Source organism: Nonomuraea sp. C10, from assembly GCF_008017515.1.
GTDB lineage: Bacteria > Actinomycetota > Actinomycetes > Streptosporangiales > Streptosporangiaceae > Nonomuraea > Nonomuraea ferruginea.
In genome coordinates, this window is sequence record NZ_VPFF01000003.1 from 902,845 (window position 1) to 929,162 (window position 26,318).

Genomic DNA, 26,318 nt, shown 5'->3' on the forward strand with positions numbered 1-26,318 from the left:
CCCACGGGTGTCAGCTCTCCTCGGCGAAGTGGCCGCGCGTCTGTCGCATCGGCCGTCGCGCGGCTCCCATTTCCTGGCGCAGCCTGCTGTCGAGCCGCTTGCGCGCCCGGTGCAGCCGGACGTTGAACGCTCGCGCCGAGCAGCCCATGACCGTCGCGGCCTGGTCAGGCGTCAGGCCGTACCAGGTGGCCAGGATCATCGCCTCCACGTCCTTCTCGGGAAGGGCGCGCAAGGCGGAGATGGCCTGCTCCCGGTCCACCACGTGCTCGGCGACGTCCCAGGCGACGTGCTCCTGCTCACTGGTCAGCTTGGCGATCCGCTCGACCAGGTCCTCGCGCCGGTACCGCACGTCACGCTGCTTGGCGAGCTTGTTGCGGGCGACGCCGAGCAGCCACGGCAGCACCTGCTCGGGCAACTCGTCGAGCCGCCGCCAGGCCACGAGGAACGTCTCGCTGCACACGTCCTCGGCCACGCCCTGTTCGACGCGGAGCAGCACATAGCCCAGCACGTTCCGGTAGTACCGGTCGTACAGCAGGGTGAATCGTTCTTCGGGATCGTCCACACCCAGTAGTCCCGCCGGCCGCCGCTCGATTACCGCCGAGCCCGGACTTGTTCCAGCCGCCTGATCATTCGCTCGTGGAGATGTCGAGAACGGCGCCGTCCGGGCTGTGCGCCTTGACGCGGAACTCGGTGGTCTTCCCGCCGGTCATGCCGAAACGCCCGGTGCCTCCCGCGCCGATGACCATGTAGCCGGTATCCCGGACGATCGACAGTCCGTTGTCCGCGGCGGAGAGCAGGTATCTTCCGCCGTTGACGGAGACCACGACCGGCTTGGACACCTTGATCTGGCACGTGCCGTCCCGGCAGGCGGCGAGGTCTCCGCCGTCCTCGGCGGACGGCAGAGGAGTGGCGCCGGGTTCACGGGACGAGGTCAGCGGCTCGCACTGAGGAGCCAGATCGTAAGAGGCGACGAGTTCCGGATGACCGGCGACCAGATCGGGCAGATCCCCCGCGGACTCCAGCCCGGCCGTCGCCCTGGACACCTGCCTGACCTGCTTCTTCAGCTGACTGACGGGGAGCCGCATCAGGAAGAACCGGTCCCCTTCGGGTAGTTTCGCGCGCGCTTTCTTGACTCCGGAGGCCAGGCTCGCGCGGTACTCGTCCACGGCCGGGATGCCGGTGGCGGGGACTTCGGCGAGCGCGTCCCGCATACGGTCCAGACGCGTCCCGGCGGAGGAGATGTACTCCGCCAATCGTGACCCGAGGAACGGGGCGAATCGCGGATCCCCTGTCAGCGGATCGTCGAACGGATCCGCCCTCAGGGACGCCATGGAATCCCTGAGGGGGCACATTCTGGCGGCCCAGCCGACCAGCGCCCGGGTCGGCGCGGAGACGTTCGCCTTCGACGGGGTGGACGGCGTCAACGGTGTGCAACCTGGCGCGAGGTCATGGGAGACGGCCAACGCCTGATCGCTCTTGACCACCTGAGTGAGAATGGTCGCTTGCGGGGGGATCGCGCCCACCGCCGCGGCCAGCCGCTCGGCCGTGGACAGCTTCTTCTTGTCCGCGGCCTTCGTGATCGCGTCGATGTCCTCGGGCAGTTGCCCCTGTATCTCCTTGAGCACTTTCAGCAGCCGCGCGGATTCCGCGTCCGCCGCACCGTTGCCTGACGGGGACACGGACTCGACCGCCTGGATCGCGTCGCCGACCGTGGAGCTCACGCTGCTGAGGTACCACTCGGCCTCGAAGACCTCCATGTCCTCCTCGTGTCCCTCCCGTAACGGGCCGTCCACCTGCTGGGTGGTGAGGCACATCGTCTCCGCCCAGCCGACCAGCGCCCGGGCCGGCGCAGGCGAAGGACGAGGCGAAGGCGGAGGAGAGGAGGGCGCCGCCGCTGGAGGACCACCGGCGCCGCACCCCACGCTGACGATCAGTCCTGTCCCGAGCGCCAGCACCGTGCGCCGGCGTCTCCGTGGCACCACGCTCATCATGTCCGCCCTTCCGCTCGGCAGGATGAGCCTATGCAGGCTCCTTCGGGAGGGGTCCCGGCGTGTGATGCCTCACGAGCCGGTGGGGTTGATCGTGAAGAACGGGGCGAGCTCGGCCTCGTCCGGGGACTCCAGCAGCCTTCGCAGCAGTTTGCCGTCGAAAGCCACCACGCGCACCTCGTCATGGGCGCCGTTGTCGTTCTCCCAGCAGTAGAGATGCGACTCGTCGTACCAGCCGAGGACCTTGTCGCAGTCAGAGGAGAACCTGTGCGCCTGCTTGCCGGTGGCGGCGTCCCAGAGGCAGTGGTCGCTTTCGTCGTCACCCGGGCAGTCGGTCACGAACACCCTGCCCGAGGGCGAGAAGAGGTCGACGGTGCCGGAGGCCAGCGGCCCCACGCCCGGCAGGTCGCGCGTGCGTCTGCCGGCGGCGTCGAAGAAGCGCAACCCCTCGTCCTCGCCGTAGACGATGACGACGCCCTGATCGGCGCCGTCCCAGCCGAAGTCGCTGTCACGGATGGACTCGTCGGCCACGTCGACCACCCGGACCTTGCTCTGGGCCACGTCGTTCCCGGCCACGTCGACGATGGCGAAGCCCAGGGTGGTCCAGACGTCCTTGCCCTGCTTGTTCTCCAGCTTTCTGTTGAGGTTCAGGAGGACCTTGGAACTGTCTTTCGACCAGGCTCGGATGCTGGTGTCCAATGGTTTCCGTACGGTTTTGACCCGGAAACTGGAGCCCGCCTGCCGATCGGTGATGAGGATCGAGTCGTACCCGTCCGAGGTGTAGTCGTCCGGCCTTCCCACGAGATAGCGGCCGTCAGGGGACACCCGCGACTCCAGGTTGCCCGGATACCTGTCGAACTTCCCTCGCAGCGACTGCCTGGCATAGTTGACGTCGTCGTCGAGTTTCTTGTCGTAGGCCTCGTACGACGTCAGGGTGATCGGGTCGGACGGGCTCTCGTTGAGCGTGATCGGCCCGCCCGGCAGCGTGGTCGGCGACGGCGCAGCCGTGGACTCCCTCGCGGTCGGTGGGGGTGTGGGCGTGCCCGTCCGCAGCGAGCCGACCAGCACTGTCGCGGCCACCACGGCGGCCGCGACGACCAGAGCCGCGGCGGCGACGACGAAGGGCCTGCGCGACGTCCTGCCACTGCCGGTGGGCGGAGCGCCGTCCGGAGCGGCCTGCCTGGTTCCCTCCGCGAGCGGGTCCGCGCCGAGCTCCGGATTGCGCAGCAGGCGCGTGATCACGTCCATGGCCGTCGGCCGGCGCTCCGGTTCCTTGGCCAGGCACTGCCGCACCAGCTCGCCCAGCCGTTCGTCGAGCGCGCCCAGATCGGGCTCCCCCGTGAGCACGCGGTTCATCACGGCGTGCGTCCCGTCGTTGCCGAACGGCGCCCGCCCGCAGGACGCGAAGACGATCGTGCCGGCCCAGGAGAACAGGTCGGCCGCCGATCCGAGCCCGAGCCCTCTGATCTGCTCGGGAGCCATGTACGCGGGTGTCCCGATCTGCGTGCTGCTCGTCATGGTGGCCGGGCCGAGCGTGCGCGCGATGCCGAAGTCGATCACGCGCGGGCCGTCGGCGCCCATGATGACGTTGCCGGGTTTGAAATCCCGGTGCACCACGCCGGCATCGTGGATCGCGGCGAGCGCGGTGGCGGTGCCGATGGCCAGCCGCTCCAGGTCACCGCCGGAGAGCGGGCCGTCCTCCCTGACGATCCGCTCCAGCGAGCGGCCCTCGACGTACTCGCTGACGATGTACGGCCGGCCCTGCTCGACACCCGTGCTGAGCACAGCCGCGGTGCAGAACGTCGCCACCCGCCGGGAGAGCGTCGCCTCCTGCATGAAGCGCGCCATGCTCTCCTCGTCGGACGGGTGCAGCCATTTGACGGCCACGCGCGCGTTCATCGGGGTCATGGCGAGGTAGACGACACCCTGTCCGCCTTGGCCCAGCCTGCCGAGGAGTTTGAGACCGCCTAACTCCTCGGGGTCGCCGGAAGTCAGCGGCATGTAATCAACCATGTGGTAATTGTGATCCTTCGGAGTGGATCTACCATAGCCTTACCGAGCGGCGAACGTACCCGAACTTCCCTCTGTCAGGTCTGCCGGGCTCGTGAAAGGTTAGCGGCATGGCATCGGCGAAACACGGCCCCCGCAGCAAGGTGGACCTCTTGCCGAAGGAGTCCGTCTCCGGCGGACTTCCGGCGGACGTGCCGGGCAGCCTGTACGTCCGGGGGACCAACGGCGGGATCCGCGTCGCGCCGGATGCCGGGTTCGACGTGGTGTTCGGGCGCTGCGAGCCGGATGTCCACGTCTGTGTCGGCCTGGACGACCCGTACGTCAGCCGGCAGCACGGATTCATCACCTACGAGAACGCGCGATGGGTCCTGTGCAACCTCGGCAACCTGCCCATCCGCCTTCCGGGCGGGCGGCTGGTGCTCACCGGACACCGCGCGGCGCTGCCGGTGGCCCACACACCGCTGTTCATCGTCGCCCCCCGGCAGGAGCACCTGTTCGAAACACGGATCGTCATGGCATCGCACCCGGCGGCGCGGGTCCCCCAGGAGGCCGACACCCGCGACCCGAACGGATGGCCACTCAGCACCGTCGAGCGCCTGGTCCTGGTCTGCCTGGGCCAGCGATATCTCCGGCCCGAGCCCTGGCCCCAGCCGTTGACCTGGGCCCAGGTCGCCGACGAGCTCGGCCGCCTCCGCCCCGCGGACAAGTGGACCGCGAAGCGGGCCGCCCACATCGTCACCCAGACGCGTAAGCGGCTCAGCGCCAAGGTGCCCGGGCTGCTGGAGGAGGAGATCCCGCCGCCGCTGGGCAACACGCTCAACCACAACCTGATCATGGCGCTGCTGGTCTCCGCCACGATCGGCCCCTCCGACCTCCGGCTCCTCGACGAACCGGGCGGCCCGCCTCCTGACACGGTCGATCCCATCCCGTGAAGCCCGGGACCCCTCCCGGATGGCGGTCTGTAGGAACAGACCATGAAACGGTTCTCCATCACCGCCATCGCCCTCGCGTGCGCACTCGCCGTGGCGCCGGCCCTCGCCGCGCAGCCGGCCGACGCCGCGGCCAAGCCGAACCTGCGGAGCTGCTACGACGGGAAGTGCACGTTCACCTTCACCAAGCCGGTGAGCTTCCGGGTCTCCGCCACGTACGGCTCTCGCAAGATCCGCGTCTCCAAGGTGGACGCCGAAACGGTGGCCGTGCGGACGACCTCCGTACGCCGGGTCAACGGCCGGGTGTTGACGACCGGCGGCGGCGTCAACCTCGGGGAAGGCGGCCGGGGATCCGTCGGCGGCCTTTCGTTCCGCGTGCTGTCGGTCACCGACCGAGGGGCGACGATCCGCTTCACCGGTTGACGCCGACCGGCCCCCGACGGTTCCAGCGCAGCGCGGTGGCGGCCCAGGTGTAGCCGGTGCCGGCGGCCAGCAGCAGCACGATGTCGTCCGGGTTGAGCCTGCCCGTGCGCGCCGCGCGGTCCAGGGCGAGGAGCGGGTCCACGCCGCTCATGTGTCCGGTGTCGTCCAGATAGAGGGCGCGGTCGGCGGGCAGTCCCAGGGCGGCGAGCAGGCCGTCGTGCATCGAGCGTTTCATGTGCAGGACGCACAGCTGGGCGACGTCGTGCAGCCCGAGCCCGGATCGTTTGAGCGCCCCTTCGGCCACCCGCACGAAGTTGGGCAGCGAGACCCGGTCCAGGCCCTCTTTCATCGAGGCCGGGTCGGACACGTCGATCAGATGCCGGCCGTTCCTGACCGTGTGCTCGCTGGCGGGCTCGACGCTGCCCCCGGCGGGGACCCGTACCTGGTGGGAGAAGGAACCGTCGGTGATCATCTCGCTTTCGAGGAGTTCGGCGACACCGCCGTCACGGGTGAGCAGCGCCGCGGCGGCGCCGTCCCCGAAGTTGAAGGCGAAGCGGGAGCGGTTGTTGGTGTAGTCGAGCAGGTACGACTCCCGGCTGGCCGCGACCGCGAGCACCCGCCTGAGGTGCGGCTCGGCGACCATCAGGTCCCGGCAGACCCGGAAGGCCACCGGGGTGCCGCACGAGACGTAGTCGAGCTCAAGGGCGAAGGCGCGGTGCGTGCCGAGCAGGTGGGCGATCCGCGGCGCGGCCTGCCATACGGCGTGGTCCTTCCAGGTCGAGCCGAAGTAGACGACCGCGTCCACGTCGGCGGGGTCGGTCCCGGTCTCGGCCAGCACCTGGGCGCCCGCCTTCGCCGCCATGTCGGTGACGTGTTCGCCGGGGGGCGCGATGTGCTTGCCGCTCAGCCCGAACCGCTCGACGATCACGTCCTCCGGGATCCCGCTCAGGGCCGAGATCTCGGTCGCGGTCATCCGGTGGCGTGGCAGGTAACTCGCGGTTCCGGCGATGCGCACGGTCACGCTTCTCCTCGGGACTCGGTACGGCGGACCAGGGAGACGATGCCTCCGGGCAGGAACATGATCAGAGCGACGAAGAGCACGCCGAGGACGAACATCGGCTCGCTGAGCGGCCCGCTGACCGTGGTCGACAGATCTCCCAGCCGGTGGCTCAGGTAGGTGTAGACGAGGCCGCCGATGAGCGCGCCGGACAGCCGGCCGGATCCGCCGAGCACGACCATGACCAGCAACCCGAGCGTGAAGGTGGAGTCGGTCACCTCCGCGTGGGCGCCGCCGACGATCAGCGCGTAGACCATGCCGCCCAGGGTCGCCAGGAACGACGACAGGGTGAAGGCCATCAGCTTGAACGCGTAGGAGCGCAGGCCCAGCACGGTGACGCGGGTCTCGTTGTCGCGGATCGCCCGCCACACCCGGCCCGGCCGCGAGGCCAGCGCCCAGCGCACCACCACGACGGTCAGCACCAGCAGCGCCAGCGCCAGCCAGTAGCGGTACTTGGCGTTGACCACGCCGACCAGCACGTCGGGCAGTTGCTCGTACGGGAGCGCGAGGCCGAGTTCGCCGCCCGTCACACGGAACGGGTCCCGCACCACGAAGATGGCTCCGGCCTGGGCGAAGGCCAGGGTCGCCATGGTGAAGGCGATGCCGCCGACCCGCAGGACGACGGCGCCGAGCACCAGCGGCACGGCCACGCCGAGCACCACCACGTAGCCGAGGGCGCCGCCGAGGCCGAGGCCGGTGTTGGTCAGCACCACCGCGGTGGTGTACATGCCGATCGCGACGTACAGCCCGTGGCCGAAGGAGAGCAGGCCGGTGAAGCCGAACAGCAGGTCGTAGGTGATCGCGATGGCGGCCATCACGCACATCAGGGACAGCAGGTGCAGCACGCCGGGGCTGGCGAGCGTCCCGTCGAAGAGCAGGGGGATCTGGACGTCGAGGGCGGGCAGCGCGGCCATCAGCAGGAGCAGTGCCAGCGAGACCGGTCTGACCCACGGGCGCGGGCCACCCAGGATGCGCGCCGTGGCCACCGCCCCGGGGCGGGTCATCTGGTCGGTCATGTGGCGACCCTTCCGAGCAGGCCCTGGGGGCGGATGAGGAGGATGGCGGCGAGCATGAGGACGACGATCAGGTCACCGGCGCCGACCAGGCCGTAGAAGTTGGCGTACTGCTGGAGCAGGCCGACCAGGACGGCGGCCAGGGCGGAGCCGCGGAACGAGCCCAGACCCCCGATGATCACCACGATGAACGCGTAGATCAGCAGGCTGATGCCCTGCTCCGGCGAGACCGCGTTGTTGATGGCCCCGGTGAGCGCGCCGGCCAGGGCGGCGAGCGCTCCGCCGATGGCGAAGACCAGGGTGAACGCCCGGCGTACGTCGATGCCGAGCGCGGTCACCATGGCCCGGTTCTCCACCCCGGCCCTGATGATCAGCCCGTACCGGGTCCTGGCCAGGAAGGCCGACATCGCCAGGTACACGGCCACGGCCACCAGGATCAGCAGGAACCGGTTGTTGGGGATCGGGGCGCCGAAGATCTCGGTCACCTCGTTCATCCAGGCCGGGGTCGCGATCGGGTGGGCGTCGGATCCGAAGACCGACCGGATCAGCGCGGTGATCGCCAGCAGCAGTCCGACGGTCAGCAGCACCTGCGGCACGTGCGATCCGTACAGCCGTCGCAGCAGCGTCGTCTCCATCAGCGCCGCCAGCGCGGTGCAGACGACGATCGCGGCCAGCACGCCGAGGGTGAAGCTTCCGGTGGCGTCCACGACGAGCCACGCGGCGTAGCCGCCCATGGTGAGGAACGCGCCGTGCGCGAAGTTCAGCACGTCCATGAGCCCGTAGATCAGCGACAGCCCGGACGCGACGAGGAAGTAGAGCGCCGCCAGGCCGAGCCCGGTGATCGTCAAGAGGATGAAGGTGCTCATGCCCGCGCTCCGGTACGGCAGGCGGCCCGGCGGCCGGTCATCGTGCCACCCCCACTCCGAGGTAGTCGCGTGTTCGTTCGTCGTCGTTGAGCAGCCGGCCCACGTCGCCGGTCCAGACGACGCGGCCCTGGTCGAGGATCACCGCGTCCCTGGCCAGGCGGCGGACCAGGTTCAGGTTCTGCTCGACCAGCACGACGGTGACCAGGGTGGCGACGCGCGTGAGGGCGTCGGCCAGGTGGGTCACCAGGTGCGGGGCCAGGCCCTGGCTGGGTTCGTCGATCAGCAGGAGGCGGTTGTCGTTGAGCAGGGCGCGGGCCAGGGCCAGCATCTGCTGCTCGCCGCCGGACATCGTCCCGGCCCGCTGGCGCAGCCGTTCACGGAGCCGCGGGAAGAGCTCGTAGACCAGGTCGTAGTGGTGCGGGCCGCCGGGACGCTCGGCCAGGCGCAGGTTCTCCTGCACGGTGAGGCCGGCGAAGACGTCCCGGTTCTCCGGCACGTAGCCGACTCCCAGCCGGACCACCTCGTGGGTGTGCAGGCGGGAGATGTCCCTGCCTTCCAGCAGGATCTCGCCCCGGCGCTGGACCAGCCCGAGCAGACCGCGCAGGGTGGTCGTCTTGCCGACGCCGTTGCGGCCGAGCAACGCCGTGACGCCACCCGAGCGGACCTCGAACGACACGCCCTGGAGCACGTGCGACTCGCCGAGATGGACGTCGAGGCCGGAGACGGAGAGGATCGTGTCCGGCGTGCTCAAAGCGCCTCCCCGAGATAGGCCGACTGCACGACCTGGTCGGCCATCACGTTGTCGGGCGTGTCACAGGCGAGCAGGGTGCCGTGGTGCATCACGGCCATCCGGTCCGCCAGCGCGATCGCGACGTCCATCCGGTGCTCGACGAGCACGATGGTGGTGCCGTGGGTGTCACGCACCTGCCTGATCACCTCGGTCAGTTCCGGCACGTCCTCGGCGCTCATGCCGGCCGTGGGCTCGTCGAGGATCAGTACGGCGGGATTGCCGACGATGGCGAGGGCCACCTCCAGCTTGCGTTTGCCGCCGTGGGACAGGGCCGCGGCCGGGTCGTCGGCGTGATCGGCGATGCCGACCGTCCGCAGAGCCGCGCGGGCCTGGTCGAGGGCGGGGTCGGTACGGCGGACGCGCCGCCACAGGGCGAGGCTTCCGCCGACGTGTGCCTGCGCGGCCAGCCGTACGTTCTCCAGTACGGTCAGCGACGGGAACAGGCTGGCGATCTGGAAGCTTCTGGCCAGGCCGAGCCGCGCCCGGCGGAAGACCGGTTCGTCCGTGATGTCCCGGCCCTGCAGGTGGATGCGCCCGCTGGTCGGCCGGCGCAGGCCGGTGAGCATGTTGAAGAGGGTCGTCTTGCCGGCGCCGTTCGGCCCCAGCACGGCCATGATCTCGCCGCGCCGCACCGACAGGGAGACGTCGCTGAGGATCTGGACCCCGCCGATCGCGACGCCGAGCTCCCGGGTCTCGAGAATGGGCTGCCCGTCGGGGAGCGCGGTCCCGGGCCGCGCTCCCCTCGCCTCATCGGTGGTCACCGGGCTAGCGCTTGATCGGGGTGGTGGGCGGGGCCGCCTGGTCCGGCTGGAGCGTTCCGGTGAGCTGCGGCACGTCTCCGGACAGGGTGGCCTGGAACATCGGCTGGAGCAGCGCGTGGTCCTCGGCGCGGACGGTCATCTCACCCTTGGGCCCGAGGAACGTCCAGCCTTCGAGACCACTGATCATCTTGTCGACGTCGTCACCCTGTTCGATGGCGCGTACCAGCATCTGGGCGGCGGTGAACCCGTCGGTGTGGAAGATGTCCGGCTTCTTGCCGAGCGTGGTCGCCATGGCCTTGGCGGGCTCGTTGTCGGTGGCCTCGGCGAAGTAGTGGGCCAAGAAATTGATCTTGTCTCCGGCGGGGCCGAAGGAGCTGAACGTGGCACGGTCCGCCAGGCCCGTCACCACCTTGGTGTGCTGGAAGACGTCCTGCTGGGCGAGGGTCTGCCACATGTTGGCCGCGGTGTCACCGGCCCAGGCGACGAAGAGCAGGTCGGGCTTGGCGTCCACGATCTGCCGGGCGAACGGGGTGAAGTCGGCGGTCTTCAGCGGCACCAGCACCGGGGTGACGGTCGCGCCGCCCGCCTCGCCGAGCACGGCCTGAACGGCGGCCACGTTGGCCTGGCCGAAGGCGTAGTCCTGGGCGAAGACGACGACCTTCTTGCCCTGCACGCCGTCCACCACCGCCTCGGCCACCCGCACGTCCTGCCAGGTCTGGCGGCCGGAGCGGAAGGTGTAGGCGTTGATGCCGGTGACGGTGTCGGCGGCGGCCGCGCCGCTGATGTAGAGGACCTTGTTCTGCGCGGCCAGCGGGGCGAGCTGCATGGCCACGCCGGAGGAGACCGTACCGGCGAGGATCTTGTAGCCCTTGCCGATCAGGTCGGTGGCGACGGCGGTGGCCTTGGCCGGATCGCTGGCGTCGTCGTGGTAGGTCACCTCGACGGCCGTGTCACCGACCTTGCCGGTGCCCTTGGTGGCATAGTCCAACCCGGCCTTGAATCCCTCGGTGAACTGCTGGCCGTAGCCGGCGACCAGCCCGCTGGTGGAGGTCACGAGCCCGACCTTCACCGCCCCTTCCGCCGGGCCGGCGCCCGAGGTGGCGCCTCCGCAGGCCGTGAGGCCGAGGACGAGTAACGCGGCTACCGCGATGCCGGATCGCTTCATGGAGGTCTCCTCTTCAAGGGGGGGGTTAGAGGGCGAACTGGCGGGCCATGACGAGCGCCTCGCCCTGGCACACCACGCGGGTTCCGATCGTCGCGACGGTGCGCAGATCGACCAGTGCCTTCTCCGGACGGACGGCGCTGATGGTCACTTCGGCTCGCAGGGCGTCGCCCGGCCTGGCATGGCCGTCGAAGCGCAGCTCCTGCTTGAGATACATGGTTCCGTTGCCCGGCAGGTCGGTGCCGAGCAGCGCGGAGAACAGCCCCGCGACCAACGGCTCGGGCACGGTGTCTTCGGCAGCGTCTTCGGCGGTGTCCCCGGTCAGGCTCCGGTATCCGGCGAGATCCTCCTCGGTGAAGGTCCGCTCCAGGTGGGCGCGGCGTCCGACCGCCTGGTCCGGGTCCGCCGACGCGTTCCGGACCGTTCCCGCCGGCACCGGCCGGGCCTCCGGGGCGGAAGATCGCCTCCCGATGGTCGTGACGGCCTCGCACACGGTCGTGCCGTCGGCCCGGGTCACGGTGAGGTCCAGCTCGTCGGCCGACGCGCGCGCGGTGACCGTGACCCGTTCCCCGGCCCGCGTCGGCGCGGGGAACGTCAGGCGCTGCGTGAGCAGTTCGGCCCCGGGATGGTGGCGGCGCACGGCGGTGCGGATCAGGGCGAACAGGAGCATGCCGTGGGCGACGGTGCCGCCGAACCGGGTCGTCGCGGCGTAGCCGGGGTCCACGTGGAGGGGGTTGTCGTCCCCGGTCAGCGCGGCGAACCGGTCGAAGTCCCGCTGGCCGACGGTGAACGTCTCGCTCCAGGTGACGACCCGCAGCCGGTCCTTGAGTATCTTGCCGGCGGCGTTGCGCGGCAGGGCCTCGACCACCTCGACGTACGCGGGCACCTTGTAGCCGGCCAGCCGTTCGCGGCAGAACGCGCGGACCTCGTCGGGCTCGATCTCCGCTCCCTGCCTGAGGACGAGGTGGGCCTTGCCGGTCTCGCCCCAGCGCGCGTCCGGCACGCCCACCACGGCGGCCTCCGCCACCGCGGGATGGTCGAACAGCACGCGCTCGACCTCGGCCGGGTAGACGTTCTCGCCGCCCGAGATGTACATGTCCTTGACCCGGTCGACGATCGTGTAATAGCCGTCCGCGTCCCGCCGGGCGACATCGCCCGAGCGCAGCCAGCCGTCCTCGGTGAAGGCGGCGGCGGTGACCTCGGGCTGGTTCCAGTAGCCGGGGGTGATGCCCGGGCCGCGGATCAGCAGCTCGCCCTCGTCCGCGGCGTGGCCGTCCTGGTCGATCAGCTTCACCTCGGCGAACAGCTGCGGTTTGCCCACCGAGCCCGCCTTGGACAGGGCGTGGGCCTCGTCGATGAGGAACAGGGTGGGGCCGGTCTCGGTCATGCCCATGCCCTGCCGTACCACGATGCCCAGGCCGGCGAGCTCACGCAGCAGCGGCACCGGCAGGGCCGCGCCCCCGCAGGCCCAGGACCGCACGCCGGACAGGTCGGTGGCAGCGAAGTCCGGGTGGTCGCGCAGGAGCTGGTACATGGTGGGCACGCCGAAGAAGGCGGTGCCGCGCTCGGCCAGCAGCCGCAGCGCGAGCGCCGGGTCGAACTCGTGCTGCACGATCGCGGCGCCGCCGGCCAGCAGCGTGGGCAGCGTGTAGAGGTTGATGCCGCCGGTGTGGAAGGTCGGCAGCACGTTCAGCGTGGTGTCGGCCGAGGTCAGGCCGATGGCGGTGCCGATGTTGAGATGGTTGGCCACGGCCATGCCGAAGGTCTGGATGACGCCCTTGGGACGGCCGGTGGTGCCGGAGGTGTAGAGCAGGTACCACGGATCGTGCTCGTCGTTCCAGGACCGCCCGGACAGCGGCTCCACGTCGGCGAGGGCCCGCTCGTACGAGGCGCCGAGCCGTACGGCCTTGGCGTCGAGCCGCTCGGCCGCCTCCGCGCGGGCGTCGTCGCAGAGCACCACGGCGGCACCGCAGTCGTCCAGGATGCCGGCCAGCTCGGGCACCGACAGCCGCCAGTTCAGCGGGACCAGCAGCGCGCCGATCCGCCCGCAGGCGATCAGCAGCTCGATCACCTCGACCCGGTTGCCGCTCAGCACGGCCACCCGGTCGCCGGGCCGCACGCCGAGCCCGTCACGCAGGTGCCGAGCCATCCGGCCGGCGCGGTCAGAGGCCGTGGCGTAGTCGAACTCACGCCCGCTGAGCGTGTCGACCAGCGCGGTCGCGCCGGGGCTCAGCTCGGCGCGGGCGCCGAGCACATCGGGCACTTTCACATCCGCTCCCTCGTGAATCGCATCGCTCAGCTCGCGGAGAGAACCTCCGGCCCTCTCAACATGAGACGTGATTCACGTACAAGCTAGGGTTGTCCCTCGTACGGGTCAATAGCTACATGAGAGATGATTCAGCTAATATGTTGAGACCATGACGGACACCGAGACCGACGTGACCGCTTCCCCCGAGATCCTCACGAGCGCGCGTGGCACGCCACTGTCCAAGCGCGGGGAGCGCACACGCAGAAAGCTGCTCGACGCGGCGGAGCAGGTCTTCGCCGCGCTCGGCTACTACGACGCCTCCATCGTGAAGATCACCGAGGCGGCCGGGGTGTCACAGGGCACCTTCTACATCTACTTCGAGGGCAAGCAGCAGATCTTCGACGAGCTGGTCGCCGATCTCAACCGCCGGGTCAGGCACGCGATGTCCGAAGCGGCCGCGCAGGGCCACAGCCGTGCCGAGCGTGAGCGGCTGGGCTTCGGCGGATACTTCCGGTTCACCGCCGAGCATCCCGCCCTCTACCGGATCATCCGGCAGGCCGAGTTCGTCTCCCCCGACGCGATGCACCAGCACTACGCGAAGATCGCCGAAGGCTACATGGAGGGGCTCCGTCACGCGATGAACACCGGCGAGGTCGTCCGCGCCGATCCCGAGGTCCTGGCCTGGGCGCTGATGGGCGTGGGCGAGCTGATCGGCATGCGCTGGATCCTGTGGGACGGCCCGGAGCCCAAGCGGATCCCGGAGGACGTCTTCGCGGAGATGTACGCCTTCATCACCCGCGGCCTCGGCACCCCCTCCGAACCGATCCCGCGATGAGCGCCCCCGCGCGGCGCACCCGGTCATGTCCGCGCCTTCCCCCGAATCCGGCTCGGCGACGCCCTCGGCCGATCCTGGCCACGGGACCGGCGGCGGGCCGCCCCCGGCCCGGGGGCGGCCCGCTTCCGATCAGTTACTCATGGCCGGCTTCACGATCTCCAACTGGTGCAGCCGAACCCGCTCGCGCAGACTCGGTGCCGGTCGTCGCCGGTGTTGCGGTTCATCTCGGTGCGGGTGGTGCCCTTCTTGGACAGGTCCGCCACGACCCATTCCTCGCCGTTCTTGTACCAGCCGTACGGCGTCTTCACCTGCCTCGTCTCGGTCAACGTCACCTTGCCCGCGGAGCCGGTGGTGCTGACCTTGAAGGCTCCCCATCGGGCCGCGCACGCCGCGGAGTGGACGAGCTGGAACTCGAGATAGGAGTCGATCCGTACGCGCTCCAGGATGGTCTGGTCCGCGGTGCAGCCCATCGTGGAGGGGTTCTTGCCCACGCAGGACGCCCCGGAACAGCCCGCGGCGGCCTGGGCGGAGGTGGCGGCGACGCCGCCGAGCGCGGTGACGGCGAGGGCCGTCGCGAGTGCGGCGCGGCCGAGTGTGAGCAGCTTCATCATGACTTCCAAGAGGTGCAGACGTAGTAGCAGGCCTGGTGGCGGTCGCCACTGGTGTTCTGGTTCATCGGGGTCCACTTCGTGCCGGCGCCGTTGGAGTGGCTGACGGTCTGGACCCGCTGGTTGTACCACCCGTACGTGGTCTTGATCTGCCGGACGGCCTTCACCACCGAGGAGCCGCAGCACGAGCTCTCGTCGACCCCGACGGCCCAGTAGGCGGAGCACTTGGCGGACCTCATCAGGCGGACGCTCTTGCTCCAGTCGCCGGTCGAGGCGATGGCCATGCGCTCGGCGTCGTCGTCGCAGCCGTAGGTGGCCGGGTTCTTGCCGACGCAGGTGGCTCCCTTGCAGGACAGCGCCGTGGTGGCGCCCGATGGTCCGCCGGTGACGGCGAGGGTCGTGCACGCCAACGCCATCGCGGCGAGCGCGCGTCCGATCGTGGTGCCGGTGGGCATGGTGTCTCCTTATTGTCAGCGGTTGATGTCGCGCAGGGCCTGGTTGAACACGTTGCGGTACAGCAGCGAACTGCCGTCCTTGGTGGGATGGAAGGACTGCTGGGAGATCACGGACTCGTCCGGGCTCTCGCCCTGCGTACGGTCCGCGATCACGCGGTGGATGGCCTCCGGCTCCCCGCACACCCCGCGGCCCGCGAACTCCTCACGGGGGTCGGCGAAGGACACAACCGCGCCGGTACTGGCGGAGGCGGCGGCCGCGGCCCCGCGCAGGGTGTCGTCCAGGACGCCGGCCATCTCGCCGAGCCAGAGGGCGGTGGGCAGGCCGATGCGGGGGAAGCAGTCGCCGTCGAAGAGCCGCGGGTAGCCCATCAGGACGATGGCCGCGTTCGGGGCCTTACGGTGGATCGCCAGCAGGGTGTCGCGGACGGCGGGGCCGACGACGTCGTTGATCTGCCGGGGAACGGATTCGCTGAGCGGGACGCCGCCGTCCTCCTCCAGGGCGGTCTCCTGACAGGGATCCAGACTGAGCCGGGAGATGCAGTGGGTGAGGATCGCGCTGAAGCGGGCGTCGTTGCCGCCGACGGACAGGGTGACGAGCGTGGTGTTCTCGTCCAGATAGCCCTTGTCGAGCTGGGCCGGCTCGCGGAACTGCCCCTCGTCGGTCAGGTTACCGGTGACCGCGCCTGAGCAGGCGTGGAACTGGTGCTCCAGGCTCGGGTCCCAGGTGTCGTGCCGCTCGCCGATGCTCAGGGCCGGACGGTCGGTGAGACTGCCCGCTCGCGACCAGGCGTACTTGGAGCGGTGGCAGGCGTTGCCGTACTTCCAGAGGTAGTCGGGGTCCTTGTACGTGCCTTCGACGCCGCCGCCGTCACTGTCGGTCTCGGTGTAGTAGTCGTGCTGCGCCGCCGTCGAGGCTCCTTCGCCGGAGGCGTAGGAGTCGCCCAGCGAGACGATCTGGTGCCTGGGCTTGGAGCTCAAGAGCTGGAAGGCGATGGCGTCCCAGGCGATCCGCTGTTCGCCGTCGCCGTCATCGGTGAGGTTGGACAAGGAGACGGAGGGCACGCCGCCGAAGTCGAAGACGCCGAGGGAGACCCAGCGGTGCTGCCGGACGCGTTGCAGGACCGCGCGTTCCCGCCGGCCGTCCCCGGTGTCGACCGTGTAGACGGCCTGCTGGGTGGCGGCGTTGTGGTCGGGGATGTGCACCATCACCCGCGCCCACTGGTGGAGTGTGCGGCCGAGGGTCCAGGTGCCGGTGACGCGGTAGGAGCCTTCGGCGGGCGGGCGGGTGTTGGCGAACCAGAAGTGGCCGCCGAGCCCGCCTCCGACCTGATGGAAGTCGATCTTCGAGCGCTCCTGCCCTTCGCCGTCCTCGGCGAAGTTCAGCGCGAACGAGCCCGCGTTGGTGAAGCGGCGGCCGCAGCCGGGCCGCACCGAGGCGACCGTGTCGGGCACGTCGTCGATGATCAGCGAATTGGCCGGGACGGCGTTGCTCCCGTTGAAGCCGGTGGTGAAGGGGTCGCAGTTGGGCCGGAAGTGCTCCACCGGCATCTTCTTCTGCTCGACCTCGCCTGGATGGAGGGCGAACACCGGTTCGGGATAGTCGGTCGGGAAGCGCATGTTCTCGTTGCCGCACTCGACGTCGCAGTGCTCCTTCCAGGTGGCCGGCTTGTGCCACCAGCAGCGGAAGTCCGTCCTCAGGCAGGGCTGGGCGGCGGGGGCGCAGGAGTTGCTGCTGTCGCAGAACAGGGTCCGAGGCGGTTTCACGCGCTCGCGCACGGGCTGGGTGACCCACCACGCCTGGTTGTATCCCGAGTGCGTCGAGTCATCGCGGAAGTCGTACTTGACGATGGGGTGGGCGGCCCAGCCCATGACCTTCTCCGGGTACGGCCAGCGCTGCGGGTTGGCGGCGTCGGACTGACTCTTCTCCAGGAACGGCTCGCGGTTGGGCGGGTAGTCGGCGTTCATCGGGTTGTTGGACCAGCCGAGGCCCCAGTTCCCGTACTGGTCGGTGCAGGTCGGGCTGGGCCGGCAGCCGGTCTCGTTGCCGAAGCGCGCGTCGGGCTGGAAGCCGCTGTTGTAGACCCACACGGCGGCGAACCAGTTCTCCAGCTTCGCCGGGTCAGCGTTGTTGATCTTGATGTGGTCGTAGACCTGGTTCCACTTGTCCTGGAGGATGCGCAGCCCCGCGGCGATGTTGGTGGCGTAGTCGAGGGCGATGGCCCGCTGGGTGGTCTCGGCCTGGTCGCCCTTGCGCATGCCGGTGGTGACCTGCGCGACGCCGTAACCGCAGTCGGCCTCCCGCCAGCGGATGCTCCAGCCGTCGTCGGAGGCGCGCCTGCCGTAGTAGTCGCCGATCAGCGGGTTGCCGGTGACCCCTTCCAGGGCGTGCCAGGACGCCTGCCACAGGTTGGACTCCTGGGCCAGGATGCCGAGCATGATCTGCGCGGGCACCCGGCCGCCGCCCTTGAGCTGAAGGGGCGGGAGCAGGCCCTGTGGTGACCAGGACGGCAGCCCCGACTGGTTCCAGTTGGAGGGCCGCGGCGTCGTGAGCGCGCCCTGCACGGCGAGGTTGACCGCCCATTCGACCTGCTTCCAGTGCGGTTGCAGCGCCTGCCGGCGGGCGTCGTTGCGCGGGATCGCACAGGGCTCGACGGGGTCGTCGGTCTGGAGAGCGGGCCCCTCTGCCGCTCGCGCGCCGGTCCCGGTCCGCGGGCCTCCGGGGACGAGCGCGAAGTCGAGGCCGGCTCCGGTCCGGGCCACGCGCGCCTTGAGCGTCACCCGTGAGGGGGAACCCGGCGTTCCCAGGCGCGTGCCGGTCTGGGAGAGGAACAGCGCGCCGCCCGTTGAGACCTCGTCGTGCGCGCCCGCCGCGACCTGCACGACCTGGCCGGGCAACTCGCCGACCTCGGTGGGACGGCCGGTCAGGTAGGCCCTGCCGTCGGCCCCTGCTGCCAGGCCCAGCCGGGTGAGCGGGCCCTTGGCCAGTTGCTTCGGCCGCTCCCCGCCCGCGGGCAGGTGCTCGACGGTCGCCAGGTCGTCGCCGTGGGCGGCGAGGAAGGTCAGGCTGCCGTCTCGGTGTGGACGCAGGTGGCTCGGCGTGCCCTCCAGACGGGCGTACGGGCGTACCTTCCCCGAACCGGAGACCTCGACCAGGCCGTCGCCCGCCACCGCCACGATCGCGTCCCCCATCGGGACCGCCGAGGTGGCCTGGCCGGGCACCTCGACCGGGGCGGCGGTCTTGCCGGTCGCCGCGTCCACGAGGTGCAGCCGGGTGGCGGTGCTCTCCTTCCCGCCTGCCTGGGCGAACACGGCGCTCTCACCGGCGCCGCATCCCGGGCTGTGGTACGCGAGGCTCGCGTGCAGTCCCAGTTTCGTGATCCGTCCGGACTCCAGGTCCACCAGCGCGGTGAACGCGCCACGCTGGAAGAGCGCCTCGGAGTTGGTGAACTGGCGTGGCCCGTAGGCCACCACCGCCCGCTTGGCCGAGCCGGTGAGGCAGACGTTGCCGACCCACCTGTCCGTGTCGAAGCCGCCCTCGGACAGCGTCGCCGCGGTCCGCCACCGGTAGCCCTCGGAGGCTCTGGCGACCAGGATGTGAAAGCCGGTGGAGTCGCCCGTGGCGGTCCAGGCCAGGTCGTCGGAGCCGGACCAGCCCGAGCCGAGCAGCTCGTCGCGCCGGTCCGGGGGGACGGACCCGACCGGCTTCCCGACGGCGGCCGAGGCCGGCGCCGTGAGGGGTGCGGCCGGCACGGTCAGCACCGATGCGAGCACGGCGCCCGCGAGCGCGGTGAGAAAGAGCGGAGTACGCACCGCTACCGCCGGGCGTACGTCTGGAGGCGGACACGAGTCGGGTCCATCGGGCTCCGTTCGCTGAAGGTGAGGGCGGCCGGCGCGCGCCCTGGCCTGGGCGACGACGCTCGATCCGTCCGGAGATGTGGAGGTTCGAAACCGATCTCTGCGAACCGGCCCCATCGTGACCGCGTAGTCGTGAGGATGCCGTGAGAGATCCGTGAGTCGGGCCGGGAAGGCGGTGGCGGTGCTGAGGTTCAGAGTGCTGGGGGCGGTGGAGGCGCGATGCCGGGAAGACGTCGTGCCGATGCCACCGAAGGTGCGGCGTCTTCTGGCCGCGGTGCTGTCGCGGCCGAACACCGTGGTCGGGGCGACGGACCTGATCGAGGCCGTGTGGGAGTCGGCTCCGCCGGCCTCCGCCCGCGAGAGCCTGCGCATCTACGTCCACCGGCTCAACCAGGCGCTCGGCGCCTCACGGGTGACCACCGCGGCCTCCGGCTACCTGCTCACCGTCGGCGACGACGAGCTGGACTCCCTGGAGTTCGAGCGGACCGTACGGCACGGCAGGCAGCTGATCGACCGCGGCGACCTGGCCACCGGGGCGGCCACGCTCGGCCGCGGCCTGCGGATGTGGCGTGGCCGGGCCTTCGCCGAGCTGCAGACGCTGGCCGTGGTGCGGGAGGAGGCGACCCGCCTGGACGAGCTGCGGCTCACCGTGACCGAGGAGCGCTTCGACGCCGAACTCACCCTGGGGCGCCACGGTGAGATCGTCGCCGAGCTGAAGCCGGTGGCGCTCGCCCACCCGTTGCGCGAGAAGCTGCGCGCCCAGCTGATGACCGCCCTGTGGGGTGACGGCCGGCAGGCCGAGGCGCTGGCCGCCTACCGCGACGCCGCCGAGTTCCTGGCACGTGAGCTCGGCCTCGATCCAGGACCGGAGCTCCGCGACCTCCAGCAGCGGATCCTCCGTCAGGAGACGTACCCGGCGCGGCCCCGCGGATCGGCGCCAGCCGTGATACCGGCGCAGCTGGCCCCGCCGAACTCCGCCTTCACCGGACGCGCGCGAGCGGCCCGCGCACTGGACGGACTGGTCGCCCCCGGGAGCCCGGCGCCGGTGGCGATCGTCAGCGGCATCGCCGGAGTCGGCAAGACCGCGCTGGCCCTCGACTGGGCCCACCGGAACGTGTCACGTTTCCCCGACGGCCAGCTCTTCGCCGACCTGCGCGGCTACGACCGCCTGGCCGGACCGGTCGCCCCGCACGACCTGCTGGGGCGGTTCCTGCGCGCGCTGGGCGTCAACAGCGAGCAGATCCCCGCCGACCCCGACGAGCGCGCGGCGCTCTACCGCAGCGTCCTGCACCCGCTGCGGGTGCTGGTCCTGCTGGACAACGCGGCTTCGGCAGCCCAGGTCCGGCCGCTGTTGCCGGGCGCGCGGGGTTGCCGCGTGGTGGTCACGGCCAGGCCCCGGCTGGAAGACCTCCTCATCGAGTACGGCGCGGCGGCCGTCCCCCTCTCACCCCTCGACGACCGCGAAGCCGTGGACCTGCTCGCCCGCGTGCTCGGCGCCCCATGGGTCGAACGGGAACGTAAGGACGCCGAGCGGCTCGCCCGGCTGTGCGACGGCCTCCCCCTGGCTCTGCGGCTGACGGCCGCCCGGCTGACCAGCAGCAGGACCGGCACGCTCGCGGAGCTGGTCGCGCAGCTGGCTGACCGGCAACGCCGGCTCGACCTCCTGAGCGGGGAGGAGCTGCAGGTCCGCAGCGGCTTCGAGCTGTCCTGCCGCGACCTTCCCGCACCGGTGACGCGGGCCTTCCGGCTGCTGAGCCTGCTCGACGCACCCGGCGGGCTGGCGGCCTGGCATCTCGCGGCGCTGCTGGACCAGCCGGACCTGTCCGAAGCGGACGCCCTGCTGGACGAGCTGGTCGACGCGCAACTGCTGCAGCCCTTGGGCGTGGACTGCGTGGGGCAGCGGCGCTTCCGCTTCCACGATCTCGTACGGCTCTACGCCGCCGAGCGCGCCGAGGCGGACGAGCCGGAAGAGGAGCGGCACGCGGCCACCCTCCGCGCCTTCGGAGCCATGCTGGCGCTCACCGCCCACGCCGACAGAGCCTTCCGCGGCGAGGACATCGACGAGGTCCAGGGCACCTGCGCACGCTGGTTGCCCGGCGACCACGCGTCGCTCGTCCCCGAGCCGATGCTCTGGCTCGACGCCGAACGCCTCAACCTGTCCGCCATGGTCCGGCAGGCCGCCCGCGCGGGCTGGTCCGAGCCGTGCTGGGAGCTGACCGCCACCGGCTCGATGCTGCGGCAACGGCGCGGCTACCAGGACGACCAGCTCGCCGACTACGAGCTGGCCCTGGAACTGTGCCGCCGGGAGGGGAATCTCCGTGGCACGGCCGCCCTCCTCCTGAGCCACGGCGGCCTCCACCACCAGATGGGCAACCTGTCGCTCGCGGCCGCGTGCGCGAGCGAGGCCGTCGACCTGTACGAGCGCCTCGGCGACAAGCGCGGGCACGCGCTGGCCCTGGCCGACTCCGGCGTCGCCCACCGCGTGCTCGCCGACTGGGAGCCGGCTCTGGCGGCGTTCGAGCGGGCCTTCGAGATCTTCGAGGACCTCGGCGACCTGGCGTCAGCCGCGTACGTGCTGTTCCATCTGGGGGCCCTGCACCTACGACGCGATCATTTCGGCGAGGCGCAGGCCGCGGCCGAACGCGGGCTCGCCCTGTTGCCTCCGGGGATTCCCGAGCTCGAACTCCACCTGCGCCGCACGCTCGGTGATTCCTACCTGCGCCGGGGCCGGGTCGAGGAGGCCCATGACATCCTGACCGACGTCCTGGCGAGCGCCCGCGCGCGGCGCGACCTCTTCCAGGAAGCCGAAGCGCTGCTCGTCCTGGGCGAGACCGAGGTGGCGGCCGGTCGTCCCGCCCAGGGCAGGGCCACCCTCACCCTGGCTCTGGAGCAGGGCCGCCAGCTCAACGGGAAGAACTTCGAGGGGCGGGTGCACCTGGCCCTTGGCCACATCGTCGACGGCCGGCACATAGAGCATCTGAAGACGGCGGCCGAGATCTTCGCCGCGGCCAACGCCCCCGCCTGGCACGCCAAGGCCATGGCCGCCCTCACGACGCACCGGCGCTGACGTCAGGAGCGCTCGACGCGGACGGCGACTCCGTCGAGGATCAGCTCCAGCCCGAGCGAGAAGTCCGCGTCGGCGATGGTCGCGTCGGGGGTGTCGGACGGCAGCGTCTCGAACAGCGCCGAGGCGAACAGCCGGGCCGTCTCGGGGAAGCGTCCGGGGTCGACGAGCCGGACCAGCGCGCGGCCGTAGTCGCGCTCGGCGTCGGCCTGCCCCCGGCCCTCGGCGGCCCTGCCCTCGGCGAGCTCGCTGTATTGCCGCACCCACTGGACCACGTAGCCGTTGATCAGCGTCAGGATGCCGACCTTGTGCGCCCAGTCGAGGCGGGTGCGCGACAGGATGGCGAGCCCGGCCTCCATCCAGGCGATCTGGTTGGGGCCGGAGGGCGGCCCGGAGGCGGGCACGCGCGTCAGCCACGGCCGCCGCCAGGACACCGCGCGCAGCGCGAAGGCCCAGTCGCGCAGCCCTTCGCGCCAGTCGTCGGTGTCGAGGTCCGGCGGCGTGCCCGAGGCGGCGTCGGCCATGAGCGTGAGCAGCTCGTCCTTGGACCCGACGTGGCGGTAGAGCGACATCCCCGTGAAGCCGAGGCTCTTGGCGACCTTGGGAATCGTCACGCCGCCGAGCCCGTCACGGTCGGCGATCTCCACGGCCGCGGCGACGATCAGGTCGACGTCGAGGGCCGCGGGCCGCCCGAGACGCGAGGACTCCGGCATCCGCCACAGCCTGCGCAGCGCCGCCGGTATGTAGTCCTCGCTGGTCATGGCTCCCTTGTTCACCCCCGGAGAGTCAGGCCCCATCATGCCAGAACCTTCTTTAGTATATATGTGATACTTTCTCGGTGAAACTAAATCTCGGGGAGAGGAACGTACATGAGCGTCGACGCCGCGTCGCGGACATCGAGAGGGCCGGTCCGGCGCGCCGAACGCGCCCTCGCACCGGATCTGGCCAGGGGCGCGATGCTGCTGATCATCGCGCTGGCCAACGTCGCCGGAGTCGTCTTCGCCCGGCAGCCCGGCCTCGACCCCGACCCGGAAGGCGCCGAGGCCGGGCTCACCTTCCTGCTCTTCGAATTTGTCCACGCCCGTGGGTATCCGGTCTTCGCCGTGATGTTCGGCTACGGAGTCGTCCAGCTCGCCCGCCGCCAGGACGCCTCCGGCGCCACGCCGCGGCGGGTCCGCTCGGTCCTGTTGCGCCGCAACCTCTGGCTCGTGGTCTTCGGGTTCGCACACGCCGCGCTGCTCTACTACGGCGACTTCCTCGGCGCCTACGGGGTCGTCGGGATCGTGATGACCCTGGTGCTGCTGCGCCGGGGCGACGGGTTCCACCGGATCGTGCTGGTGATCTGGGCGGTGGCCGCGGTCCAGGTCCTGGTCATGGGCGCCACCGTGGTGAGCGGCATCGTCGGGGGTTCCGGTGGGTCGGCCCCGCTGCCGGCGATCCCGATCGGCTCCCTCACCGCTCCGGGCTACCTGGAGTCCGTGTCGGCTCGCATCGGCGAATGGCCGTCGCACACGCTGACCGTCCTGCCCTTCATCCTGATCGCCTGGCTGGGCATGTGGGCCGCCCGCCGCCGCGTCCTCGAAGAGCCGGCCCGCCACCGGACCCTGCTCACGTGGACCGCCGTCCTCGGGCTCGGCCTCGCCGTCGCCGGAGGTCTCCCGGCCGCCCTGGTCAGCGCCGGATGGCTGCACGTCGACGAGCCGGCCGCCGCTCTGGCGCTGACACTCCATGGCGCCAGTGGCATGTTCGCCGGCCCGGGTTACGTGGCGGTCTTCGGTCTGATCGCCATGCGGGTCACGCGGCCAGGCCCCGTCGTCGGCGCCCTCTCGGCCCTGGGCCGGCGCTCCCTGTCGGGATACCTGTTCCAGTCGGTGGCCTGGCTCGTCCTCCTGGCGCCCTTCACGCTCGCGCTCGGCGACCGTCTCGGCAGTCCCACGGTGACCGGCCTGATCATCGCGGTGGTCGTCTGGCTCGCGACCGTGCTGCTCGCCCGCCTTCTCGACGAGCGCGGACGGCCGGGCCCCGCCGAGTTCGTCCTGCGCCGCCTGACCTACGGCCCTCGGACGTAGTCGATGTCGAGGACGCTCCGGCCGCTCCGACCTACCCGCGAACAGACCAATGGTTCCAAGGAGCGGACATGACACGGAACATCGAGACCGTCACCACCTATCTGGACGGTTTCCGTAAGAACGATCACGAACAGATCCTGTCCTGCCTGACCGACGACATCGAGTGGACCGTCTTCGGCGCCTTCCACCTGACCGGCAAGGACGCCTACGACCAGGCCATCGACGGCCCGCCCGGGCTCATCGACCCTCCCCATCTGGAGGTGGTGCGCATGGTCGAGCAGGGCGACGTCGTGATGGCGGAGCTCACGGGGACGGTCCAGCGGGCCGAGGGCGGTGAGCTGCGCATGTCCATGGCGGAGGTGTTCGTCATGCGCGACGGCAAGATCGCCGAGCGTCGGGCCTGGGTCGTGGAACTGAAGGAGAACGACTATCGCTGATGTACGTTTCACCGGTCCTCACCGGAGTGCGCTCGCGTCGCCCCTGATCAGCGGCGAGTAAGAGTCTGACGACGCCTGCGGGAAGGCAGAGACCTGGCCGCGGCGGCGGCGGGCGGATACCGTCCGGTCGGGCGCGTCCAGGCACGGCACCGCGGGACGCGGGTGTCGCGGGCCCGGACGCGCTCCGACGAAGCCCCGTCACTGGAGCCGACATGCCAGCAAAGCGCCGGGCAGCCCCCGCGTCGCTCGCCTTGTCCCTGCTACTCCTCGCCCCCCTCACCGCGGTCGCCCCACCGGCCACGGCCGCGACGCCGTCGTCCGTCACGGACGGCGGCGTGCCGCTCGAATCGATCAACACGACCACGACCCAGGTCGCCTTCGGACTGCGGCGCCCCACCGCCATCGCCACGCCCGACGACGGGACGGACCGGCTGCTCATCACCGAGAAGCGCGGCACCGTACGCGTCTACCACCCGGACACCGGTCTTGAGCAGACCCCGATCATCGACATCACGTCGTCCGTGGACGAGTCCGGCAACGAGCGGGGGCTGCTCGGCATCGCCCTGCCGCCCGACTTCGCCGAGAGCCAGGACCTCTACCTGGCCTACACCGCGCTGCCCGACGGCGCCGTGACCCTGGGCCGATACAACCTGGACGAGGCGGAACTCGAACCGCTGCTGTCCCAGGAGCACGCCGAGCACAGCAACCACAACGGCGGCCAGATCACCTTCGGCACCGACGGCAACCTGTACATGAGCATCGGCGACGGCGGCGGTTCCGGCGACCCGTTCGACTCCGGGCAGCGCGTGGACACCCTGCTGGGCAAGATCCTCCGCGTCGACGTCAGCCGGAGCTGCGGCGACCTGGCGTACTGCGTGCCCGAGGACAACCCGTTCGTCGGCGTGGCGGGCGCCCGCGAGGAGATCTGGATGTACGGCGGGCGCAACCCCTGGCGCTTCTCCGTCGACCCCGCGGACGGCTCGATGTGGATCGCCGACGTCGGTCAGGGCAGGTGGGAGGAGATCAACCACGTCAAGCCCGGACGGCAGGCCGGCGCGAACCTCGGCTGGTCCTGCTACGAAGGACTGGAGGTGTTCGACGCGGACCAGTGCCGCTCCGGCGCCGCCTACACCAAGCCGGTCTTCACCTACTCCCCGTACACCGGCAGTTGCGCGGTCATCGGCGGGCAGGTGTACCACGGCGAGGAGTTCGCCGATCTGGTCGGCGGCACCTACATCGCCACCGACTACTGCTCCTCCATCGTGTGGGCGGTGCGCGAGGACGGCGCGGGCGGCTACTCCGTGGCGGAGATCGGCCAGATGCCCACGCAGGTCACGGCGTTCGGGGCCACCACGGAGGGCGAGCTGTACGTCGTCAACGACCTGCCCGGCGGCCTGCACCGCGTCTCGTTCGAGCGCGCTGAGCCGACCTGCCGGATCGGGTACACGACCCAGGTCTGGGGCGGCGGCATGACGGTCGACCTCACGATCACCAACACCGGCAGCACTCCGATCAACGGCTGGACGCTGCGGTTCTCCATGGCCCGGGGCCAGTCCGTCATCTCCGACTGGAACACCGACCTCACACAGGGCGGCGACTTCGTGACCGCGGTCAACGCCGGGCACAACGGCTCCATCGCCCCCGGCCAGAGCGTCACCATGGGCTACCTGGCGAGCCACACGGGCGACGCGTCCCTGCCGACCCGGTTCTCGCTCAACAGGGACGCCTGCGCCGTCGTCCGCCGCTGA

At 70.8% G+C, this 26,318-nt stretch carries 21 protein-coding genes; 7 read left to right on the forward strand and 14 right to left on the reverse strand.

Annotation, left to right across the window (positions count from 1 at the left end):
- Positions 1-10 precede the first annotated feature (10 nt).
- The 3 genes from FR742_RS35735 to FR742_RS35745 all read right to left on the reverse strand — a co-directional run bounded on the left by FR742_RS35735 (position 11) and on the right by FR742_RS35745 (position 4,001).
- Positions 11-562, reverse strand: a complete 552-nt coding sequence (locus FR742_RS35735) for an RNA polymerase sigma factor (protein WP_187281533.1) — start codon at positions 560-562, stop codon at positions 11-13.
- 64 nt (positions 563-626) lie between these two features.
- Positions 627-1,757, reverse strand: a complete 1,131-nt coding sequence (locus FR742_RS35740; RefSeq protein ID WP_148035705.1) for a hypothetical protein — start codon at positions 1,755-1,757, stop codon at positions 627-629.
- Positions 1,758-2,060: 303 nt separating this feature from the next.
- Positions 2,061-4,001 (reverse strand): serine/threonine-protein kinase, encoded by a 1,941-nt coding sequence (locus tag FR742_RS35745; protein WP_148035706.1) that lies wholly within the window; start codon positions 3,999-4,001, stop codon positions 2,061-2,063.
- Positions 4,002-4,150: 149 nt separating this feature from the next.
- Here FR742_RS35745 and FR742_RS35750 point away from each other — a divergent pair, with 149 nt between their 5' ends.
- Positions 4,151-4,930 (forward strand): FHA domain-containing protein, encoded by a 780-nt coding sequence (locus FR742_RS35750; RefSeq protein WP_222709236.1) that lies wholly within the window; start codon positions 4,151-4,153, stop codon positions 4,928-4,930.
- Positions 4,931-4,972: 42 nt separating this feature from the next.
- Entirely contained in the window at positions 4,973-5,350 is a 378-nt protein-coding gene (locus FR742_RS35755; RefSeq protein WP_148035708.1) for a hypothetical protein, read from the forward strand.
- Here the strand turns inward: FR742_RS35755 and FR742_RS35760 are convergent.
- Genes FR742_RS35760 through FR742_RS35790 form a run of 7 tightly spaced genes read right to left on the reverse strand, consistent with a single transcriptional unit; the run spans position 5,340 to position 13,268 of the window.
- Entirely contained in the window at positions 5,340-6,371 is a 1,032-nt protein-coding gene (locus FR742_RS35760) for a 3-oxoacyl-ACP synthase (protein ID WP_148035709.1), read from the reverse strand. The genes FR742_RS35755 and FR742_RS35760 overlap by 11 nt on opposite strands.
- The gene (locus tag FR742_RS35765; RefSeq protein WP_148035710.1) at positions 6,368-7,423 is read right to left on the reverse strand and encodes a branched-chain amino acid ABC transporter permease; all 1,056 of its coding nucleotides are present in this window, start codon (positions 7,421-7,423) and stop codon (positions 6,368-6,370) included. The genes FR742_RS35760 and FR742_RS35765 overlap by 4 nt, the downstream gene beginning before the upstream one ends.
- Positions 7,420-8,286 carry a branched-chain amino acid ABC transporter permease gene (locus FR742_RS35770; protein ID WP_148035711.1) on the reverse strand — a complete coding sequence of 289 codons (867 nt, stop codon included), beginning with the start codon at positions 8,284-8,286 and terminating at the stop codon, positions 7,420-7,422. Before FR742_RS35770 ends, FR742_RS35765 begins: the two co-directional genes overlap by 4 nt.
- A 37-nt stretch (positions 8,287-8,323) precedes the next feature.
- Positions 8,324-9,037 carry an ABC transporter ATP-binding protein gene (locus FR742_RS35775; protein ID WP_148035712.1) on the reverse strand — a complete coding sequence of 238 codons (714 nt, stop codon included), beginning with the start codon at positions 9,035-9,037 and terminating at the stop codon, positions 8,324-8,326.
- Positions 9,034-9,837, reverse strand: a complete 804-nt coding sequence (locus FR742_RS35780; RefSeq protein WP_261808963.1) for an ABC transporter ATP-binding protein — start codon at positions 9,835-9,837, stop codon at positions 9,034-9,036. The genes FR742_RS35775 and FR742_RS35780 overlap by 4 nt, the downstream gene beginning before the upstream one ends.
- 4 nt (positions 9,838-9,841) lie before the next feature.
- Positions 9,842-11,002 (reverse strand): substrate-binding domain-containing protein, encoded by a 1,161-nt coding sequence (locus tag FR742_RS35785; protein WP_148035713.1) that lies wholly within the window; start codon positions 11,000-11,002, stop codon positions 9,842-9,844.
- Positions 11,003-11,027: 25 nt separating this feature from the next.
- Positions 11,028-13,268 (reverse strand): AMP-binding protein, encoded by a 2,241-nt coding sequence (locus tag FR742_RS35790; protein WP_222709237.1) that lies wholly within the window; start codon positions 13,266-13,268, stop codon positions 11,028-11,030.
- A 148-nt stretch (positions 13,269-13,416) separates the two neighbouring features.
- On the opposite strand from FR742_RS35790, the gene FR742_RS35795 reads away from it, so the two are divergent.
- Complete coding sequence (locus FR742_RS35795; protein WP_148035714.1) at positions 13,417-14,082, forward strand: TetR/AcrR family transcriptional regulator; 666 nt, start codon at positions 13,417-13,419, stop codon at positions 14,080-14,082.
- Between the two features lie 149 nt (positions 14,083-14,231).
- Here the strand turns inward: FR742_RS35795 and FR742_RS35800 are convergent, their stop codons facing one another.
- The 3 genes from FR742_RS35800 to FR742_RS35810 are packed head-to-tail and all read right to left on the reverse strand — an operon-like array spanning position 14,232 to position 18,955.
- A complete protein-coding gene (locus FR742_RS35800; protein WP_148035715.1) occupies positions 14,232-14,693 on the reverse strand; it encodes a DUF2690 domain-containing protein in 462 nt (153 codons plus the stop codon).
- On the reverse strand, positions 14,690-15,145 hold the full coding sequence (locus FR742_RS35805) for a hypothetical protein (protein WP_148035716.1): 456 nt from the start codon (positions 15,143-15,145) through the stop codon (positions 14,690-14,692). The genes FR742_RS35800 and FR742_RS35805 overlap by 4 nt, the downstream gene beginning before the upstream one ends.
- Before the next feature lie 15 nt (positions 15,146-15,160).
- On the reverse strand, positions 15,161-18,955 hold the full coding sequence (locus tag FR742_RS35810; protein ID WP_148035717.1) for a GDSL-type esterase/lipase family protein: 3,795 nt from the start codon (positions 18,953-18,955) through the stop codon (positions 15,161-15,163).
- 226 nt (positions 18,956-19,181) lie between these two features.
- Here FR742_RS35810 and FR742_RS35815 point away from each other — a divergent pair, with 226 nt between their 5' ends.
- Positions 19,182-22,067: a BTAD domain-containing putative transcriptional regulator gene (locus tag FR742_RS35815; protein ID WP_148035718.1), complete on the forward strand. Its 2,886-nt coding sequence runs from the start codon at positions 19,182-19,184 to the stop codon at positions 22,065-22,067.
- Between the two features lie 2 nt (positions 22,068-22,069).
- On the opposite strand, the gene FR742_RS35820 is transcribed toward FR742_RS35815, so the two are convergent.
- Complete coding sequence (locus FR742_RS35820; protein ID WP_148035719.1) at positions 22,070-22,825, reverse strand: TetR/AcrR family transcriptional regulator; 756 nt, start codon at positions 22,823-22,825, stop codon at positions 22,070-22,072.
- Between the two features lie 108 nt (positions 22,826-22,933).
- Here FR742_RS35820 and FR742_RS35825 point away from each other — a divergent pair, with 108 nt between their 5' ends.
- The 3 genes from FR742_RS35825 to FR742_RS46150 all read left to right on the forward strand — a co-directional run bounded on the left by FR742_RS35825 (position 22,934) and on the right by FR742_RS46150 (position 26,318).
- Positions 22,934-24,133: a DUF418 domain-containing protein gene (locus FR742_RS35825; protein ID WP_148035720.1), complete on the forward strand. Its 1,200-nt coding sequence runs from the start codon at positions 22,934-22,936 to the stop codon at positions 24,131-24,133.
- A gap of 68 nt (positions 24,134-24,201) precedes the next feature.
- A complete protein-coding gene (locus FR742_RS35830) occupies positions 24,202-24,570 on the forward strand; it encodes a nuclear transport factor 2 family protein (protein WP_148035721.1) in 369 nt (122 codons plus the stop codon).
- 212 nt (positions 24,571-24,782) lie between these two features.
- Positions 24,783-26,318: a PQQ-dependent sugar dehydrogenase gene (locus tag FR742_RS46150; protein ID WP_148035722.1), complete on the forward strand. Its 1,536-nt coding sequence runs from the start codon at positions 24,783-24,785 to the stop codon at positions 26,316-26,318.

Excerpts from the sequence above, each read along its gene's own strand:
- FR742_RS35765 (WP_148035710.1), bottom strand. The coding sequence starts at position 7,423 with ATGACCGACCAGATGACCCGCCCCGGGGCGGTGGCCACGGCGCGCATC.
- FR742_RS35830 (WP_148035721.1), top strand. The coding sequence starts at position 24,202 with ATGACACGGAACATCGAGACCGTCACCACCTATCTGGACGGTTTCCGT.
- FR742_RS46150 (WP_148035722.1), top strand. The coding sequence starts at position 24,783 with ATGCCAGCAAAGCGCCGGGCAGCCCCCGCGTCGCTCGCCTTGTCCCTG.
- FR742_RS35740 (WP_148035705.1), bottom strand. The coding sequence starts at position 1,757 with ATGGAGGTCTTCGAGGCCGAGTGGTACCTCAGCAGCGTGAGCTCCACG.
- FR742_RS35795 (WP_148035714.1), top strand. The coding sequence starts at position 13,417 with ATGACGGACACCGAGACCGACGTGACCGCTTCCCCCGAGATCCTCACG.
- FR742_RS35770 (WP_148035711.1), bottom strand. The coding sequence starts at position 8,286 with ATGAGCACCTTCATCCTCTTGACGATCACCGGGCTCGGCCTGGCGGCG.
- FR742_RS35785 (WP_148035713.1), bottom strand. The coding sequence starts at position 11,002 with ATGAAGCGATCCGGCATCGCGGTAGCCGCGTTACTCGTCCTCGGCCTC.
- FR742_RS35755 (WP_148035708.1), top strand. The coding sequence starts at position 4,973 with ATGAAACGGTTCTCCATCACCGCCATCGCCCTCGCGTGCGCACTCGCC.
- FR742_RS35825 (WP_148035720.1), top strand. The coding sequence starts at position 22,934 with ATGAGCGTCGACGCCGCGTCGCGGACATCGAGAGGGCCGGTCCGGCGC.
- FR742_RS35800 (WP_148035715.1), bottom strand. The coding sequence starts at position 14,693 with ATGATGAAGCTGCTCACACTCGGCCGCGCCGCACTCGCGACGGCCCTC.
- FR742_RS35745 (WP_148035706.1), bottom strand. The coding sequence starts at position 4,001 with ATGGTTGATTACATGCCGCTGACTTCCGGCGACCCCGAGGAGTTAGGC.
- FR742_RS35820 (WP_148035719.1), bottom strand. The coding sequence starts at position 22,825 with ATGACCAGCGAGGACTACATACCGGCGGCGCTGCGCAGGCTGTGGCGG.
- FR742_RS35805 (WP_148035716.1), bottom strand. The coding sequence starts at position 15,145 with ATGCCCACCGGCACCACGATCGGACGCGCGCTCGCCGCGATGGCGTTG.